This is a genomic window from Acinetobacter pseudolwoffii (genome assembly GCF_002803605.1).
Lineage (GTDB): Bacteria > Pseudomonadota > Gammaproteobacteria > Pseudomonadales > Moraxellaceae > Acinetobacter > Acinetobacter pseudolwoffii.
In genome coordinates, this window is sequence record NZ_PHRG01000002.1 from 201,432 (window position 1) to 219,690 (window position 18,259).

Sequence of the window (18,259 nt, forward strand, 5' to 3'; positions counted from 1 at the left end):
TTTTCCTTAATCTTTTAATTCACGGCGCAAACCCATTAACCCAATTAAAATCAGTAGCCCACCAAAGCCCCATGCACCACCTGAAGTTTTGACTGATTTGTCTTCCATTTCATTTTTTGGCTCCTGCACGATTTGAGTGGTAATGGTCAGATAAGGTTTACTTTTATTAAATCGCGTGGATGTGGTTACCACTTGCAGCTCGAAGATATCTGCCCCATGCCAAGTCGAATCTGGGGTATACACCACATTGCCATGAATATCGATGCGTGTTTTACCTTTGGACTCTGTTTTAGTTTGCACAACTTTCAAACATCCATCTTGCCAAGGCTCACCTGTCAGCTGTTGACCAACCATGACATTGCATTGTTCTTTTGGAATTAAATCACTATCACCCAAAAAGGATTCAATTGAAAATTTGGCAATTTCACCTTTTAACAGGTCTTGTCCAACCAGACTCCCTGAGGTTGGCACAGTGATTTCAATCGCACCACGGTCACAGAACAGATTATCCATTAAACGGTTGATACCACGCTGGTCAGCAGCTTCACATGCCACTGTCGGGGCTGCAAGATTAAGCGCTGTACCTCTATTTACAATAGATGAGTCGCTGACCTGATTATGACTTAATAAAATACGTGGACGCATATAACCAAGAAATTGCCCTTTAGCAACGCTGTATGGACAAAGTATGGCTGTGCTATTTTCACTCAAGGTTTGACAAACACCTTCACTCTTATTTGAAGCTTCGGCTAAGATTTGTGTACCATTCCAAAGCTCATTTGGAGCAACAGCATCCCCTGTACCGCAGGACACAGTCAGCAGATTGTTTTGAATCAGGGTTTTATCGCCGTTTTCAATTTGGCAGTCCTGTGCACCATTTCTTAAAATAATACTATTTGCCACATAAGCCCTGCCAGCCGGGGCATTCATACGTAAAGCAGTATCAGCATTATCAACGATCGTTAGGTTATTTAATCCCATCCCGTCCATGACATTAATGAGTGTCCCCTTATTTTTTAATAGGGTACTACTTAATACTTCGGCACTAATGTTTTGAAGATTCTCTGTGTCAGCAAACTGCCCGGCGCTATAAATATTGGCCGCCGAGTTATTTAAGGTCTGGTTATTTTTAAGGACACTTTGCCTGATAAGGAAAGCGGGCAACTCGCTATATAAAATGCCACCTCGTTGTGCTTTGTTATTTTCAATCAGGCTATTTTTAATTTCAACACGACTGAGAAAGCTCTGACCAAATTGTCCCGTATTATAAATTGCCCCACCCAAATTGGCTGCACCATTAAATAAACGGCTATATTCAACCACCACTTGGCCTTTATTATGAATCAGACCACCTTGTTCAGCACAACTGACTTTGCCACAGCCTTCGAGGTCTAGTTCTTTTAAGTTAAGCTGAACTAGTGTATCTGTGCTGTTAAGGCGAAATAGATTGTCAGTTCCTTGCATTTGAATATGGGCATTATGCAGACCCAGTGTTTTTTCAGTTGTACTGAATTCTTCATCGCTATCAGCTACAGACCGAATGCTTAGAGATTTTTTGATTGCTATATGCTTATTGAGCACATAAGTATTTTTTTCTTTTAAAATAATGGTACTGGATGAATTTTCTCCACCACATCCCATAAAACCTTCTTTGGCTAAGCCCCGGTTAATATATTCAACGGCTTCTCGAAGTGAACATTCCTTGTCATCTTTTTCAATATCTTCTGTCGTGGTTACAATAATATCTGCACTATACGCCTGCCCTGCCATACACAGCAAAGCCATGCCTATGCTCTTCTTGAGCATAACCTTCTCCTTAATTTTTATTTCTTTCTTTTTCTTCTAAAGTTGCAGAATCCTTGCAACTGTGAATTATTTTGCCTTACTGTGGCATAGACTGAGTAATTACTCAAGAATTTTTATGATTTACCGATATTCGTCAATCAAGGCATAAATCTGTCGCAGATTGGCATTGCTGACCTTCAGTTTTTCTCCCTTAAGCAGTTGAATAATTTGCTCTAATCTCTGAAGAAGTACCGAAGTTTGATGTGGCCCATGACTCAGTAAATAGTCAAAAATTTGAGGATCTAAATGAATCCCCCGACGATCTAGTACGGATGAAACCAGCGCATAACGATCAGCATAGAGACTACCACTCGGCACACGGGTACTCACCGCTTGTGTTAAGCGTGACTGTAGATCTGGTAACTCAAGCTTAAGTTCAATCGGCGCAAAGCGTGAAGAAAATACCAACTGTCCGCCACCTTCATTATTATAATTAATCAGATGAAAGACTGCGCGCTGCCAATGCGGCACACCACTAATCGCTTCAATATCATCGAGTGCGACCAGATCAAAACGATCCAGCGAGGTAATTGCCTCGGTCGGGGCATCTAGAAGCTCAAGTAAAGATACCTGAATCGCAGATTTCCCTACTTCAAGATAAGAGTCACAGATGGCTGACAATAAATGACTTTTGCCTGTTCCCGCCCCACCATAGACATAAAAACGGCTGATTAAGCCTGCATGCAATTGACGCACTGCATCAATCACATGCCCCCAACCTGGCCCTGAAAAATCACTGATTCGGGCATCAAGCTGAGGTTCTATATCTAACTGCAATTGACGCATATGATTTTTTGGCCTTATGAGTCTTTACCATGGGGGTCATGAATTTTACTTGAGTTCTCCTCTGCTTGCAGCGGTTTTTTCTCTGGCTTTTTCATTTCAATATCAACATCTAAGTCTGCTGTTTCGATATTGATTGAACCGGTAGAGGCATCTTGCATCACAATGGCCCGATCTCCATAAAATGTTGTGTGTTCATAGTACTCGCGTACATGCCGCAGTAGTACCACAATCACGGCTGCCACCGGTAAGGCAATCAGCATGCCCAAGAAACCGGCCAGTTGTGCACCTGCCAGAACTGCAAACACTACAGCTACAGGAGAAAGACCGATTTTATCACCTAGCAAGAACGGTTGCAGAATATAGCCTTCGACGGCCTGCCCGACCATAAAGACAATCCCGACCAATACCAGTTGCCACCAGTCGATTCCAAATTGGAAAAAGGTTGCAATGACTGCGGCAATAATTCCAACCGCAAAACCAAGATACGGAATGATACTGCACAATCCGGCAATCATCCCAATGATCAAGCCAATCTCTAGGCCAATCAGTTGCAGTCCCACTGCATAGACTACGCCCAGCAGAACCATGACCAGGAACTGACCTTTGACAAAGGCACCTAACACACTATGACATTCACTCACAATAGTTAAGGTTGTTTTTTCATAAGGACGGGGAATCAGGCGGCGTAAGCTGTCCAGCATACGATCCCAATCCAGCAAGAAATAAAAGGCAATAATCGGAATCAGGACAATCGTGCCACCAATCTGGATAAAGTTCAGACCAGATTGTGCCAGTTTCAGCAGCATTGCCTGAATACTGTCAGCACTATAATTGGTCTGGACATAGTCCATTACTACTGAGGAAATCTGGTCAGTATCGATCTCCATCGGAACCAGATTAAAGCTATCGGAAAGCCAAGGTAGGAACGTGTAATTGATCCAGTGAATCCCGGCCGGAATGCTATCACGCGCATACATCAGCTGCTGCCAGACTAGTGGCACCAGATACCACATCACCAATGTAACCACGATCCCAATCCCGATAAATACGATACTGATCGAGAGCCATCGAGCCAGCCCAATGCGGTGCAAAACATCGACCAGTGGGCTAAATAAATAAGCAATTAGAAAAGCTGCAACAAAAGGAACCACAACTGGTTTAAGCAGATATAAAACCCAAAGTATCAATGCTATACCAGCAAGTATAAGAATGCGCCGTAAAGTACGATCGACCATAGAATCTTGCCTTTTCTCTATTAATCATTCTAAAAATTAAAATATTTTAATAAAGATAGCATTTTAGGCCACAAATACCATAAGAGTTTTACATATTCAGGTTATAATCGCACCCGCGAATGCGGAGACTTCATTATGAGCAACTCAACTTCTACCCCAAACACTGGTTTAAGCTACAAAGATGCAGGTGTCGACATTGAGGCGGGCGACGCGTTAGTCGATCGTATCAAATCTGTCGCTAAGCGTACCTCACGTCCCGAAGTTATGGGCGGTCTAGGTGGCTTTGGTGCACTTTGTAAAATTCCTAAAGGTTATGAAGAACCTGTTCTCGTATCTGGCACAGATGGTGTTGGTACAAAATTACGTCTGGCACTGAATTTGAACCGTCATGACACAATTGGTCAAGACCTGGTTGCAATGTGCGTGAATGACCTTCTTGTCTGTGGTGCTGAACCACTGTTCTTCCTTGATTATTATGCAACTGGTCACTTAAATGTTGATGTTGCTGCAAATGTAGTCACTGGTATTGGCGCTGGTTGTGAACTTGCTGGCTGTGCATTAGTTGGCGGTGAAACTGCTGAAATGCCAGGCATGTATGAAGGCGAAGATTACGATCTTGCAGGTTTCTGTGTCGGTGTTGTTGAGCAAAGTAAAATTATTGATGGCTCTAAAGTCAAAGCGGGTGACGTTTTAATTGGTGTAGCTTCTTCAGGTGCGCACTCAAACGGCTACTCACTGCTTCGTAAAATCCTGGACGTGAAAAACGTTGACCTGAATCAAATCGTCGATGGCCGCCCACTTGCAGATGTTGCAATGGAACCAACACGCATTTATGTAAAACCAATTCTTGAACTGTTAAAACACGTTGATGTCCATGCGATGGCACACATCACCGGTGGTGGTTTACCAGGTAACTTACCTCGCGTACTTCCAAACGGTGCTCAAGCGTTGGTAAATGAATCTTCTTGGGAATGGCCTGAGCTATTCAAACTTCTACAACGTGAAGGCGGCGTAGAACAATTTGAAATGTATCGTACTTTCAACTGTGGCGTCGGCATGGTGCTGGTTGTTGATGCAGCTGATGCAGACAAAACTGTTGAATTACTCAACCAGCTTGGCGAAAAAGCATGGGCAATGGGTCAGATTCAAGACAATGCTGAATCGGTTGCAGGTGCAGACGAAAAAATTCGTGTGATCTTCGCATAATTCCGCATGATTAAAATTGCTGTACTTGTTTCAGGTAGCGGATCAAATCTACAAGCCTTGATTGATGCCAATCTTTCAGGGCAAATTGTCGGCGTGATTTCCAATAAACCTGAAGCCTTTGCTTTAACGCGTGCGCAACAAGCAGGAATTCACACTGCAGTTATTGAACACAGGCAATATCCAAACCGAGAAGCGTTTGATGATGTGATGCATCAGCAACTGCTGGACTGGGATGCGGATCTGGTGGTACTTGCCGGCTTTATGCGAATTTTAAGTGAAAAATTTGTAAAAGCCTGGGAAGGGAAAATGTTGAACATTCACCCTTCTCTATTGCCTTATTACAAAGGCATGCATACCCATCAGCGTGTACTCAATACCGGTGATGTTCTGCACGGCTGTACGGTGCATTATGTCACGGCTGAACTTGACGCAGGCCAAGCGCTTGCTCAAGGTGTTCTCAAGGTTTCTCACCACGATACGGTAGAAAGTTTGGCAATGCGTGTGCATAGCCTTGAACATGTAATCTATCCTCAAGTCGTGGAATGGATTTGTAGCGGTACCATTCAACACACTGAAGACGGTGTGCTATATCGAAACGAGAAAATGCAAGAACCTGTTCAATTCTGCAAGTTTTAACATCATTTAAATATAAAAAACGCATCCTCGGATGCGTTTTTTATATTCTCTTTTTAATGATTCAAACAGATTGTTGCTGAATCAATTGCTTTACTAAGTCCGCTACCTGATCGGGTTGTTCCAATGGAAACATATGTCCTCCCTCTACCACGGTAAAAGGAATACCAAATTTCTTTTCGACCTGCTGCGGGAACTTGCGGGCCAGAAATGGACCTTGCTCAGCCACGACCAAATGTACCGGAACTTTCGGTTTCGCCTGAGGCAACCACCACAGTGAGGGATTGGTTCTAAACACGGCCACTTCATCCTTTTTAGGGATGGTGAGTTCTACTCCGCCCCGAATCGGATCATCTTGCAAAGCATGCTCAATATAGGCCTGGAAGCAATCGGCATCAAAGTCTTGATAAAAACCTTTAGGACGCAACAACGCTGCTGCCTGTTCACGTGAATCCCAATGATCACGACGGCGCTTGGACAGACCTGCCGGAGACATTCTGTCCAAAGCTTTTAAGCGCAAAGTTTTCGCAAGATGCAAGGCAAAGGCTTCTTTACCCATAATCATCGGCGGGTCCAGCATGATCATCTGCGAAAACAGTTCGGGACGCTGCAAGGTAGCCTGGAAAGTTAATACTGATCCTAGAGAATGTCCCAAACCAATCACCGGTCGACCTTTTGACTGACGCACAATACTGTCAATCACTTGCTGAGTCAGGCTTTTCCAATGGTTATCCACTGGATAACGTTTATCAGGCCCTAAGAGCGGCACATAGATAATATCGTAATCATCTTGCAGTCCATCAAACAGCTTTTGATAGACTTTCGATGGCACGCCATTGGCGTGCGCGAAATGAATCAATGGTTTCATTGCAATGTCGTACTGTTTTCTGACTGAAGTTTCTGCGCAACTGAAGTGGCAATTCCGTCACCAATCGATGAGCCCATGCGACCCAATACGGACTCAAATGGACTATATTCAATGGTATAATTCAAGGCTCTTTCAGTTTTCAGTTCGCGCTTCAAGGTATTTAAACTTCCGATCCGATCTGCGATTCCTAGTTTCACCGCCTGATCACCGGTCCAGAACAAACCAGAGAAAATCGCAGGATCGGTTGATTTCAGTTTATTACCACGCCCCTGTTTTACCGCATTAATAAAGTGACTATGCACATTATCCAAGACACCTTGTACATGGGCTTTTTGTGCAGGATCGACTGGTTGAGTCATCGACAGCAAGGCTTTATTGTCACCTGAAGTCATGGTGCGATCTTCAACACCAAGCTTTTGCAGCAAATTACTCACGCCATAATTTGGCATGATCACACCAATCGAACCGACTAAACTCGATGGATTGACAATGATCTCATCCGCAGCAGAAGCGATATAATAAGCACCTGAAGCACCGGTATCACCGATCACTGCATAGAGTTTTTTCTCGGGATACTGCTTTTTCAAATACTGAATTTCTTGCCAGATTTCATCGGACTGTACCGGTGAACCACCCGGCGAGTTGACATTCAGCACTACGGCTTTACTCTGTTTATTTTCAAAAGCTTTTTTCAGCGATTTAATCGTATTGCTACTGTTGACACTCTGCTTGTCGGCAGCAATCGTACCAATAATATCGACGACGGCAATATGAGCACCTGCGCCAGCGTTGGCATCTGAGGAAACTGAACTACAGCTCTTGCCGAGTGCCAAAATCACCACAAGCAGATAAGCAAAAGTCAGGAATTTAAAGAAAATTCCCCAACGGCGCGCACGACGCTGCTCTTCAACCGAAGCTAAAACCGCTTTTTCCAGCAATTTCCACTCCGGACCAGTCGGTTGAACTGGCTGTTGTGTATTTTGTATTTGATTTTCAGGTTTTGGTGGCCAATCGGACATAAATAATCCAATAAATTGATTTATATTGAACCCATTATATACACTGAATCGGGTAATTCTGTCTAAACAAAACGTTTTCGCCTATAATAAATTTTGTTCTCTTTTTATTGTACTTAGACGAAATCAATGACGAAACAGGACTCACGGAATTCAGCTTACGGTTTACTCAAATACATTAGCCGCCAACCGCTTCCAGTTTCTCGATGGATGGCTCGCATCCTGGCCTTTATTGTAAACAGTTTCAAAGTCACGAAAACCTCGGAAGTCATTCGCCTGAACCTAGAAATCAGTCTCTCTGAACTGTCTGATAATGAACGTGAACGTATTAACCGTGCCGCGGTTCGCAATGAATTAATGTCATATTTCGAGTTCTTTACCATTTGGGGCTCAAGCAATCAAAAAAATATCAAACGTGTGCATCGCGTTATTGGCGAAGATCTCCTTCATGAGGCACTGGCACAGAATAAAGGTCTGGTGTTAATTGTGCCGCATTTTGGTACCTGGGAAATTATGAATGCCTATGTTGCCCAGTTTACCGCCATGACCATTATGTACAAACCTGTAAAAAATCAGACTGCGGATCAATTTGTACGGGCTGCCCGTAGCCGTGAACAGGCACATCTGGTACCGACCGATGAATCCGGTGTCCGTCAGATCTTTAAGGCCTTAAAACAAGGCGGCACCACCGTGATTTTGCCAGATCATACGCCCAATGTGGGTGGTGAGTATATTCCGTATTTTGGCGTGCCTTTGGCCACCAGTAATTTAAGTGCCAAGCTGATTCAAAAGACCAAAGCCCGTGCTCTGTTTTTATATGCCCTGCGTAATACTGAAGATGGTTTTGATATCTTTATCGAAGCGATCGACGAAAAAATTTATAGTGGCAATGCCAATCAGGGCACGCAAGTCATTATCAATAGTATTGAAAATTTAATCCGTCGCCATCCTGAACATTATCACTGGAGCTATAAACGCTTTAATGCACATCAGGGCTTGGGCAATCTTTATACACTGGAGCATGAACAGGCTTTAGGCAAAGTAAATGCGTTAAGAACTCAGGAATTACATGAAGCTTCGCCCGCTTTAGAATCAGCGACTTAAAGGCTGACGATATAACCATTGCCATTGATGTCGTTCGGCTGAAAGTACCAGTTTTGAGTCTTGTTGCTGAAAGTGCAGACTACCCTGCTCTGCCGTATTCAGTAACGGAATATTGAGGGCTTTGAGCCGCTGCTGAGTCAATTGGCTCGGATGGCCATAACGGTTAAATTTCCCTGCCGAAACAATTGCCAGTTTAGGCTGTAAAACTTCTAAAAACTGATAGGCTGAGCTGTGCTGACTGCCATGATGTCCAAGCACCAGCACATCAACTTTAAGCTCAGGATAATCTTGGAGCAGCTGATACTCAGTCTCCCAACCCGCATCGCCCATGAGTAAAAAATTTTGATAAGGCCCGGCATTTTTAACTTGCAGATATACCACACAAGACCGTTCATTTTTATTGAAATGGGCTGTATTTAACTGCTGCTGCCGAGGTGCCAGAATTTTAAACTGAATATCTTCAGACCATTGCCACTGCTGACCTTGATGACAGAACTGAAAACGGGAGGAGTGCGCTATTTCAGGAATCTGATTGGACGATACCTCTTTAATTTTCAATTGATGTTTAATACTGTGATAAGCGCCACTATGATCTTGATCCAGATGGGTTAAAATCAGTTGATCCAGCTTACCCACACCTTGCACAGACAGAAATGGCAGAATCACCTGTCGACCGATACTGAATTTTTCTTCATCATAATAGCCACCCATATCGATCATCATACTGCGTGCTCCATCCCGAAGAAAAATTGCTTGTCCCTGCCCCACATCCAGAATAGAGAGCTGAAATGCATGCTGATTGAGCTGAGGAATACACAGTGGCACACAGGCAAGCGCCGTCCAGCTTTTGGGCAATAGGCCACGCGGTAAAAATACAATCATTAAGGCCAGAATACACAGCGCAATCATCCAGACATTCATCGCCACCGGAATCAGTTGTGGAGCAAACAGCCGATCAAGCAGATCCAGAAATGCCAGCAGCATGTGAATGAAAACATTATTCAATTGAAATACCACACTGGAAAGTGGCTCTGAAATAAAAAACAACAAAGCCGCCAGAATATCGACTGGAACTATTAGCAGCCCAATCCATGGAATCGCGACCAGGTTACTGAATGGGGTAATCCAGGCGATCTGCTTAAAAAACAGCATCATCAAGGGAAATAGTGCCAGAAAGATTTTCCATTGTGATTCCAGCAGCACTTTCAACGCAAAATATAGCCGTTGTAATAAGGTTTGTTCTATCTGACGCGGTTGCTGCTGAATGGTCTGATAGATTCGCAGCAAAACAAAACAGGCCCCATAAGACAGCCAGAATGCAGCCGACAAAATACTGAAAGGATCAAAGAGCAATAATAAGGCAGCACTCAGAATCAGTAATTTTAAAGCTTGCACATTTTGCCTGAGCAACAAGGTAAAGGTCACAATCACGCAGATCAATAAAGTGCGTAGCGCTGGAATTTCAAAGCCCACAAAGGCGCAGTACAGCAAGACACATAGTAAAAAAGGCAGGCTCAAAAAATACTGCCTTGGCCATTTCAGATAAATATGCGGCATAAATCTTGAAATCAGATATTGCAAAGTACCACAGACCATCAAGGCAAAGATCAGAACGTGCGGCCCGGAAATGGCTAATAAATGGCTCATACCAAAACGCTGGAATTGTCGCTCTGTCGCCGGATCTAACAGGCTTTCATCACCGCTTAATAAGGCCAATAACAAACCTTTATGCTGTACGGGTTGCCTGGCTACGAATTCTCTTAATGCCAGTCGCTGCCGCTCTACCCAAAGTAAAATTCGCGGACTTAAATTTTGCTGCTGGCGTAAATATTTGCCATGACCAAGCGCATAAAGTTGTTGCGGTTGTAACTCCTGAATGCTCTTGATTCGGAAACCGGCCATGATATTTTGCTGTAATGCCCACTTTTCAGCGTCAAAAGATCCGGGGGTGGCATAACTATGATGAGGTCGGATTTGGCCTTGAATTAAGTAATATCGTCCAAGTTCAAGGAGGTGCTGCTTTATCTGCGCATTTATCAAACTGGATTGAGTCACGGGTTCTTGGACAGGCAAAAAGCCCATCCATTTAACTGTACTGCCATCAGGGCTGAGCACATGCAGAGCTTGCTGGATATTCTGCTCACCAAGTTTATTCAGGTCTTTGATATGCACCACAATCTGTTTTTCGGAGACTTCATGTTCACGCGTCGACAAGCGTTCAGACAGTTGCAGATTGGCATAGCCATGGCCTAGAAATAATCCTAACAGCAGGCTTGAACCAGTCATGACCAAATTGCGTAATGGTGTGTTGAAAATGTGCTTTAATTTACGGCAACCCAGATACCACAGTAATACCGCGATTAGAACGACCGTGCTGCCCAGTTGAACAGACAGAAAACTTTTCCCCATACAGGCCAGGCCTAAAATCCAGCCGATACACAGCCACTGCAACATTGGATCTTATTCTTTATGGTTATTATTTCACCCAATAATAAAGCCCACCGGAGTGAGCTTCAATCAAATGCGAATATTCTCTTGATTTAGGATGTGACCCAAAGACCATCCTGCATATGTAAAATTCGGTCTGCAGCATGTGCCAGTTGTTCATCATGCGTCACAATCAGCATCGCCATATTGAATTCACGTTGCAATTCGGTGAGCAGTTCAAAAATCTTTGCTGCAGTCTTACGATCCAGATTTCCGGTCGGTTCATCCGCCATCATCAGTTTAGGTTTGCCCACCACTGCACGCGCTAAGGCCACACGTTGGCGCTCACCTCCAGATAATTCACCTGGCTTATGTGTCAGACGATGCGAAAGACCAACCCGCTCCAGCAAGTATTCAGCCTGCTGTTTGGCTTCTTTAAACTTCACATTATCGCGGAGCATCAGGGGCATGGCTACATTTTCCAGTGCCGTAAATTCTGGCAACAGATGATGAAACTGATACACAAAACCCAAATGCTCATTGCGCACATAGCCACGCTCTGCTTCGGACAAGGTATCGAAACGGCGACCATTGACCATCACTTGCCCTGATGTTGGTCGATCCAGTCCACCCAAAACATGCAATAAGGTACTTTTACCAGAACCACTCGAACCGACAATCGAGACAAACTCACCTGCTTTGACCTGCAGCGACAAGCCTCGAATCACATCGACGGTGGCTTTGCCATCGGTAAAGGATTTGTGAATATTCTGGGCATCTAAAATCAGATTACTCATAACGCAAAGCCTCTGCCGGTTGAATTTTTGCTGCACGTAAAGCGGGGTAAATCGTCGCGACAAAACTTAAGGCCAATGACAAGCCGACAATCACCAAGACATCCTGCCAGCGTAAATAAGAAGGTAGATAATTGATAAAATAGGCATCAAACATATTCAGACCCAAAGTATTGTTTAACCAGCCGATAAAGCTACTGATACTGGTCGCTGCAATAATCCCGAGGATTGCGCCGGCACATGTCCCAATCACCCCAATCACCGTGCCTTGCACCATAAAGATTTTGGTAATGGTGGCAGGCGAAGCACCCAAAGTCCGTAAAATCGCAATGTCCGATTTTTTATCCGTCACCACCATCACCAGTGATGAAACGATATTAAATGCCGCTACCAGCACAATCAGGAATAATAACAAGCTGACCATGGCTTTTTCCATCTGGATCGCGCTGAACAGATTACCATGGGTATAAGTCCAGTCAGATGCGTAGAAGTTGGCTGGTAAATCCCGCACGATTTCCTGAGACACTTGCGGTGCGACAAAAATATCATCCAGTTTTAAACGCACGCCTTGTGCACCATCTGGTAGACGCAACAAAGTTGAAGCATCATTTAAAGCGATATATCCCATCATCGAGTCGACTTCAGCACCAATACTGAAAATTCCCACCACTTTAAAGCGCTTGAAACGAGGCACCACACCTGCTGGTGAAGGGGTCGCCTCTGGCAATACCAGGGTAATATTATCGTTTAAACCGACCCCCATGGCATCGGTCATCTGCTTGCCCAGAACAATACCAAATTCACCTTTTTTCAGGCTATCAATACTGCCCTCGACCATATGGTTTTGTATAATGGATACTTTTTTCTCATACTCGGGTTCAATCCCGCTGACCATAATCCCGGCAACCTGTCCCTGTGCCGTCAGCATGCCCTGTAATTGGGTAAATGGTGCGACCCCCTGGACATGCTCATGCTGCTCAATCTGCTTTGCAAGTTCGGGCCAATTTGTTAGAATTTGCGTTGAAGAAACAGTAGCTTGAGGTATCATTCCCAAGACACGATTTTTCAACTCTCGGTCAAACCCATTCATCACAGACAAAACTGTAATGAGGACTGCTACACCGAGCGTGAGACCGATCATTGAGACCAATGCAATAAAAGAAATGAAGTGGTTACTACGCCGTGCGCGAGTATATTTCAACCCTATATACAGCGAGATTGGTTTAAACATAACCATCTAGTCCGAGGTAATAAATTATGGAAAATGTACAGCATCCAAATGGATACACGGAAAGACGCGTTATGTCTCGCATCGATGCTGCCTTACGAATTAATTATCAGATTATTTCCGATGATGTTGCCTTAAATGATCCTTATGACTCTAACTTTGTCTTGCCCCGCTATTTTCTACTACTTGCAGAGCTAGATCAATTTGATCATGCGGTTAACTACGAATTAGAACAATTATCTGAAAAAGATCAACAAATTGCTCGAATCTTATCCTTATTCAACCAAAAATTAAACCTTATTACCGGTTCTTTGTATGACGCAATTGTACAAAGCATGTTACCTGTACCAGAGCAGGTGAACTTTTCGGAAACCGGTTTTAGTTTCTTTAGTGACCGCCCCATCACTGAAGGCACCTATCTGCACGTGACTTTAAGCCACCCGGAAAATTTCTTCCATATTGCGGCAACCGCCCAGGTGGCCTACAGTCGTGAAGAAGAAAATAGCAAATTCCGGACCGGTGCTTATTTCATTACCATGCACCCACAAGACCGCGTCAAACTCGGTGAATGTGTCAAAGCCAACTTTGCTTAAATCACTGATTTAGTCATTGTGAATACTGGATGGAAGGCGAGCTGCATAGCTCGCTTTAATTTCTCTGGAAAAATACAACAATAAACCCGTCAACAAAATACCGACACCGATTAAGGCCTCACCCGACAAGCTTTCACCATTCAAAAGCACACCTACGAATAAAGCAAGCATTGGAGTCAATACCGTCGTCAAAGACAAGGTGGTCGCCCTGATTTTCTGTACCAGTTTAAAATAACAGAACATGGCAATCAGCGAAGCCATCACCACGGCATATCCTAGCCCGATCAGTGATTTTGCCTGAGGCATTTGGGTTGGCACAAATTGCCAGATAAATGGCAACATGGCACACGCCATGACTGCTGAAACTGCAATGGAACCTGCCGCTTGCGCCATCGGTTGTAAGGGTGCATTGACTTTTTTGACCCAGAACATCGAAACACAATAAATAAACACACTCAGTAACATCAGACCAATGCCGATTGGCTGAATGTGCTGGTCTTTACCACCGAGACAAATCACTGCCAAACCAGTCAGGGCAATCGCCATCCCGCACCACTGTGAAGGATAGAGCTTGAGCTGAAACACGAAACGGCCAATCAATCCGGTAATAATAGGTGCCAGACCAAACATCAGCGCAATAATGCCTGAGCTGAGATAATCCGTGGCCAGATAGGTAAAAATCTGCGAGCCAATAAAACTGCAAGCTCCAGCCAGATAACTGTGCATCGAGAGAGAATCGACAGGAAAACGGGTTTTAAACAGCCACAACAAGATAAATGCAAAAGGCAATGCCAGAAAAAATCGCAGAGCCAGTGCCCAGAGCGGATGCAGATCGCTTACACTCCAGACAATGGCTAGCGGTGTAGTGGCCCAGATAAAAACCAATAAAAGATAGGTCACAACCATATTGGTGTGTGTTGGCATGCGCGATTGCTCTTAAAGTGCAGATGTTTTACGTTTTTGTTTTTGAATGGTTTGATCCAGTGCGCTTGAAAATTCACGCTTATCCCGCTCTGAAATCGGAGGTGGCCCACCCGTTTGTACACCGGCACCACGCAAACTATCCATAAAGTCTCTTAGATGTAAACGCGCTTTGACATTGGCCGTGGTATACACTTCACCGCGTGGATGAATGGCAATCCCACCCTTTTCAATCACTTCTGCCGCCAAGGGAATATCTTGGGTCATGACAATATCATGCTCTTTCATGCGCAGAATAATCTCTTTATCTGCAGCATCAGCGCCACTCATCACCTGAATTGAATTAATCCGGACTGAAGGCGTAATGCCCACCGACTGATTGGCCACAAAAGTCACTTCCAACTGATAGCGATCCGACGCACGGATAATCACATCTCTTAAAATACGGGGTAATGCATCAGCATCGACCCAAAGTTTGAATGGCAACACAGGGTTTCCCATTAAGGTATAAATCCTGGGTATTCTAGCAAATTGAGAGGATCAGGTTGATGATTAAATCGTTGCATTTTCATCGCTGCTGTCGCTCATGTTTTTTTGAATCTATTTGATTTGAGCCGTAACTGTGATTCAGTCTAGAAAAAAAATTGACTGCATTTAATTTGAAAATTCATTCGATTGACTTGAAAAATCGTAATGACCCTCGATTAACTATAAATAAGTCATCCAAGATCAATTGTGCATATGAAAAATCAGAATAGCCCAGAGATCATCACCATTGATGATCAGAATTTCGGTAGTCACGTCGAACACTGGACATTACTCACCGAGAATCCAGGTACAGATGTGCCACAGTGGTTAGGCAAAGCTCTTGATGCGCCTATTATGCCGATGGGCATTTGCACACAAGAATGTGATATGGATGAAAATACCTGGCTGATTCAGGGGCCGAGTAAAGCTGCGGTGCAATTGAGCCAAGTGATCGCCATAGAAAATAATAAGCCACAGGCCGTAAAAACTGCATTCCCCTGCTTTGACAGTCCTTATCAGGTCAAAGCGACCATCGATCGAATTATTTCCTGCAAATCCAATACTCAGGCGGTATTACGTCTGAATCTGGGTGCCAACAATATTATTTATGCTTTCGATAGTCTGTATAGCGTCAATCATCCGCATTATGAAAAAGACCAGTCCTATGTGGTGAATCTGAATGCTTGGGCCTATGAGCTTGAAGCAGTGGCTGACCATGAACATCTGGTGGTGGATGATCCGGCTTCGATCAAGCATCACCGTGCCTTGAATGATATTCTGGCAGCCAACCAAGGCGTGGCACCCGATAATTTGCAGGAACAGATTGATGCCTGGCAGCCACAGTCAGAAGAAGATAAAGCACCTGTTACTGTAGATTTCTCTAAAATGGTGGCTTATCTTTATGGTGAAACCATGGGCCAGGAAGATGAAGCCTGGTTTCAGGGCAATATTGTCGGTAAAACTGCCATGCAGTTTATGGATCAGGACTATACCCTGTATGATGTCACACTGATTCATGATGAAGGTCAACCAGCCACCTTGATCCGGATTGCAACGCGGAATGAGCAGCATAAAAATTTCCAGATTGGTCAATATATTCGTGGAAATCTGTGGATTCAGGCCAATATTTATAGAAAATCAGCTTAAGTTAAAATAAACAAAGAAGATCTTCTTTTTGATGGGGATCTTCTTTTTTTAATCCGTATTTTCTGTTTTTAATTTTATTTTTTTGATTATTTTTTACCCATTTTTTCTAGCTTAATAACCTATTTAAATCATTTAAAAAATCGAGTTATCCACATTGTTAAATTCACATGAATTCATTTTATACATGCAATCGAATCCTAAAAATCTTGTAAAAATAAGACTTTGATTTCGCATACGAATAAGTTCAGACAAATCCAAAGCTGATATTTAAATAAAATGAAAATTTATGAACTTTAATCAAGAATGTACTTTATTTAATCAATTTTTTATGATAAAAATACTCACAACAAATAGTATTAACGATAAATAGATCGGACAATAAATATCTATGAAAATCGTGCAAGAAGAAACATTAGACCAGGTCGAGCATCATCTTAGCTCTCGCTATAATATTGATATGATGTCATGCCTTTTTTTCATGTTGGGAATGCTGATCTGCGGCTTCACCCTGCATACTTTTATTTTTTAAATTCCCTGACATAACCGAATGCATAAAAAAACCCAGCCTATGCTGGGTTTTTTTATTTCAGGGATTAACCATTGCGTTTTGCAAAGTCATCCATAAAATTCACCAAGGCTTGTACGCCCTCTAATGGCACTGCATTATAAATACTGGCACGCATACCACCGACAGAACGGTGACCCGCAAGATTCAATAAATGTTGGGCTTCTGCTTCTTTCAGGAATTTTTTTTCGAGATCTGCATTGGCCAAAGTAAATGGCACATTCATGATTGAACGATTTTCTTTGAAGATTGGATTGGCATAAAAATCGCTTTGATCGATATAACCATAAAGCAGATTGGCTTTTTCCAGGTTCACTTTATGCATGGCCTCTACACCACCATTTTCCAGCAACCATTCAAATACCAGACCAGACAAGTACCATGCATAAGTCGATGGCGTATTTACCATAGAACCATTTTTGGCTTGATCTGAGTATTTTAAAATACTTGGAATTTCAGCTTTGGCTTGATCCAGTAAATCTTCACGAATAATCACCAGGGTTAAACCCGCTGGGCCGATATTCTTTTGCGCACCTGCATAGATCACACCAAATTTTGATACATCAAGTGGCGCAGATAAAATGCTTGACGAATAGTCACAAACAAGGGGCTTATCTGTTTCAGGAATAGAGGCAAACTGCAGACCACCAATAGTTTCGTTGTCTGCATAGTGCACATAGGCGGCATCGGCAGACAGCTTCCATTCGCTTTGCGCACTAATCGCGTGTTTAGCATCAATTTTGATACCTGCTTCTACGACATTGATATCGCCATAGCGTTGCGCTTCTTTCAATGCCTTTTCAGACCAGATTCCGGTATGGATATAGTCCGCTTTGTTATTTTTACCCAGCAAGTTCAATGGAATTGCCGAAAATTGTAAGGATGCGCCACCCTGCAAGAACAATACTTTGTAGTTCTCGGGAATATTCATGAGTTTGCGTAGGTCTGCTTCCGCTTTTTCAGCCACGGCCACATAGTCGGAACTACGGTGGCTCATTTCCATGATCGAAAGACCTTTGCCATGCCAGTCAAGCATTTCAGCTTGAGCTTTTTCAAGTACGGTAGTCGGTAATGCAGCAGGACCAGCACAGAAGTTGTACGCGCGCATGAGTTTTCCTTATCTATGTGAGACACAATAAAATGATGGCATTTAACCATATCTGGCAAGGTCTTGCACAAAATTATTTCAATCTCGAACTGTAATTACAGTCAAAAAATCAATGTAGATTCACAAGATAAGTTGACCATTTATAGGATTAATTAAACTTATTATGCCTATTTTTATTAAATGTTTGAGTTTAAAAATAAAACTATTATGATGAACTCACAATGATTAAAAAATAATCTGAAAAATTATAAGTAGG

16 protein-coding genes are annotated in these 18,259 nt (G+C 43.2%); 5 read left to right on the plus strand and 11 right to left on the minus strand.

Annotated elements, in window-relative coordinates:
* Positions 1-6 precede the first annotated feature (6 nt).
* From rbtA to cxpE, 3 genes are all read right to left on the minus strand, one after another.
* The gene (gene rbtA / locus CWI32_RS05650; RefSeq protein ID WP_100534839.1) at positions 7-1,806 is read right to left on the minus strand and encodes a rhombotarget A; all 1,800 of its coding nucleotides are present in this window, start codon (positions 1,804-1,806) and stop codon (positions 7-9) included.
* Between the two features lie 120 nt (positions 1,807-1,926).
* Complete coding sequence (gene hda / locus CWI32_RS05655) at positions 1,927-2,631, minus strand: DnaA regulatory inactivator Hda (protein WP_005097624.1); 705 nt, start codon at positions 2,629-2,631, stop codon at positions 1,927-1,929.
* Between the two features lie 14 nt (positions 2,632-2,645).
* Entirely contained in the window at positions 2,646-3,866 is a 1,221-nt protein-coding gene (gene cxpE, locus CWI32_RS05660) for a chloramphenicol efflux transporter CxpE (RefSeq protein ID WP_100534840.1), read from the minus strand.
* A gap of 135 nt (positions 3,867-4,001) precedes the next feature.
* Between cxpE and purM the strand changes: the two genes are divergently transcribed.
* Positions 4,002-5,072, plus strand: a complete 1,071-nt coding sequence (gene purM / locus CWI32_RS05665) for a phosphoribosylformylglycinamidine cyclo-ligase (protein WP_005106398.1) — start codon at positions 4,002-4,004, stop codon at positions 5,070-5,072.
* Between the two features lie 6 nt (positions 5,073-5,078).
* Positions 5,079-5,708, plus strand: coding sequence for a phosphoribosylglycinamide formyltransferase (gene purN / locus CWI32_RS05670; RefSeq protein ID WP_100357839.1), 630 nt, complete (start codon positions 5,079-5,081; stop codon positions 5,706-5,708).
* A gap of 61 nt (positions 5,709-5,769) precedes the next feature.
* Here the strand turns inward: purN and CWI32_RS05675 are convergent, their stop codons facing one another.
* Together CWI32_RS05675 and sppA are read right to left on the minus strand one after the other, a co-directional pair.
* Entirely contained in the window at positions 5,770-6,573 is an 804-nt protein-coding gene (locus CWI32_RS05675; RefSeq protein ID WP_005170030.1) for an alpha/beta fold hydrolase, read from the minus strand.
* On the minus strand, positions 6,570-7,592 hold the full coding sequence (sppA, locus tag CWI32_RS05680) for a signal peptide peptidase SppA (protein WP_100534841.1): 1,023 nt from the start codon (positions 7,590-7,592) through the stop codon (positions 6,570-6,572). Before sppA ends, CWI32_RS05675 begins: the two co-directional genes overlap by 4 nt.
* 126 nt (positions 7,593-7,718) lie before the next feature.
* Between sppA and CWI32_RS05685 the strand changes: the two genes are divergently transcribed.
* Positions 7,719-8,693 carry a lysophospholipid acyltransferase family protein gene (locus tag CWI32_RS05685; RefSeq protein WP_005170027.1) on the plus strand — a complete coding sequence of 325 codons (975 nt, stop codon included), beginning with the start codon at positions 7,719-7,721 and terminating at the stop codon, positions 8,691-8,693.
* Here the strand turns inward: CWI32_RS05685 and CWI32_RS05690 are convergent.
* From CWI32_RS05690 to CWI32_RS05700, 3 genes are all read right to left on the minus strand, one after another.
* Positions 8,682-11,147 carry a DNA internalization-related competence protein ComEC/Rec2 gene (locus CWI32_RS05690; protein ID WP_100534842.1) on the minus strand — a complete coding sequence of 822 codons (2,466 nt, stop codon included), beginning with the start codon at positions 11,145-11,147 and terminating at the stop codon, positions 8,682-8,684. The genes CWI32_RS05685 and CWI32_RS05690 overlap by 12 nt on opposite strands.
* 86 nt (positions 11,148-11,233) lie before the next feature.
* Complete coding sequence (lolD, locus tag CWI32_RS05695) at positions 11,234-11,917, minus strand: lipoprotein-releasing ABC transporter ATP-binding protein LolD (protein ID WP_005170024.1); 684 nt, start codon at positions 11,915-11,917, stop codon at positions 11,234-11,236.
* Positions 11,910-13,145 carry a lipoprotein-releasing ABC transporter permease subunit gene (locus tag CWI32_RS05700; protein WP_005097633.1) on the minus strand — a complete coding sequence of 412 codons (1,236 nt, stop codon included), beginning with the start codon at positions 13,143-13,145 and terminating at the stop codon, positions 11,910-11,912. The genes lolD and CWI32_RS05700 overlap by 8 nt, the downstream gene beginning before the upstream one ends.
* 26 nt (positions 13,146-13,171) lie before the next feature.
* On the opposite strand from CWI32_RS05700, the gene CWI32_RS05705 reads away from it, so the two are divergent.
* Entirely contained in the window at positions 13,172-13,735 is a 564-nt protein-coding gene (locus tag CWI32_RS05705; protein ID WP_005097634.1) for a PilZ domain-containing protein, read from the plus strand.
* A gap of 9 nt (positions 13,736-13,744) precedes the next feature.
* Here the strand turns inward: CWI32_RS05705 and CWI32_RS05710 are convergent, their stop codons facing one another.
* Together CWI32_RS05710 and CWI32_RS05715 are read right to left on the minus strand one after the other, a co-directional pair.
* Positions 13,745-14,659 carry a DMT family transporter gene (locus tag CWI32_RS05710; protein ID WP_100534843.1) on the minus strand — a complete coding sequence of 305 codons (915 nt, stop codon included), beginning with the start codon at positions 14,657-14,659 and terminating at the stop codon, positions 13,745-13,747.
* A 12-nt stretch (positions 14,660-14,671) separates the two neighbouring features.
* Positions 14,672-15,157: a YaiI/YqxD family protein gene (locus CWI32_RS05715; protein WP_005097638.1), complete on the minus strand. Its 486-nt coding sequence runs from the start codon at positions 15,155-15,157 to the stop codon at positions 14,672-14,674.
* Positions 15,158-15,397: 240 nt separating this feature from the next.
* Between CWI32_RS05715 and CWI32_RS05720 the strand changes: the two genes are divergently transcribed.
* Positions 15,398-16,330: a hypothetical protein gene (locus CWI32_RS05720; RefSeq protein ID WP_100534844.1), complete on the plus strand. Its 933-nt coding sequence runs from the start codon at positions 15,398-15,400 to the stop codon at positions 16,328-16,330.
* Between the two features lie 593 nt (positions 16,331-16,923).
* Here the strand turns inward: CWI32_RS05720 and serC are convergent.
* Positions 16,924-18,003 (minus strand): 3-phosphoserine/phosphohydroxythreonine transaminase, encoded by a 1,080-nt coding sequence (gene serC, locus CWI32_RS05725; RefSeq protein WP_100534845.1) that lies wholly within the window; start codon positions 18,001-18,003, stop codon positions 16,924-16,926.
* Positions 18,004-18,259 lie beyond the last annotated feature (256 nt).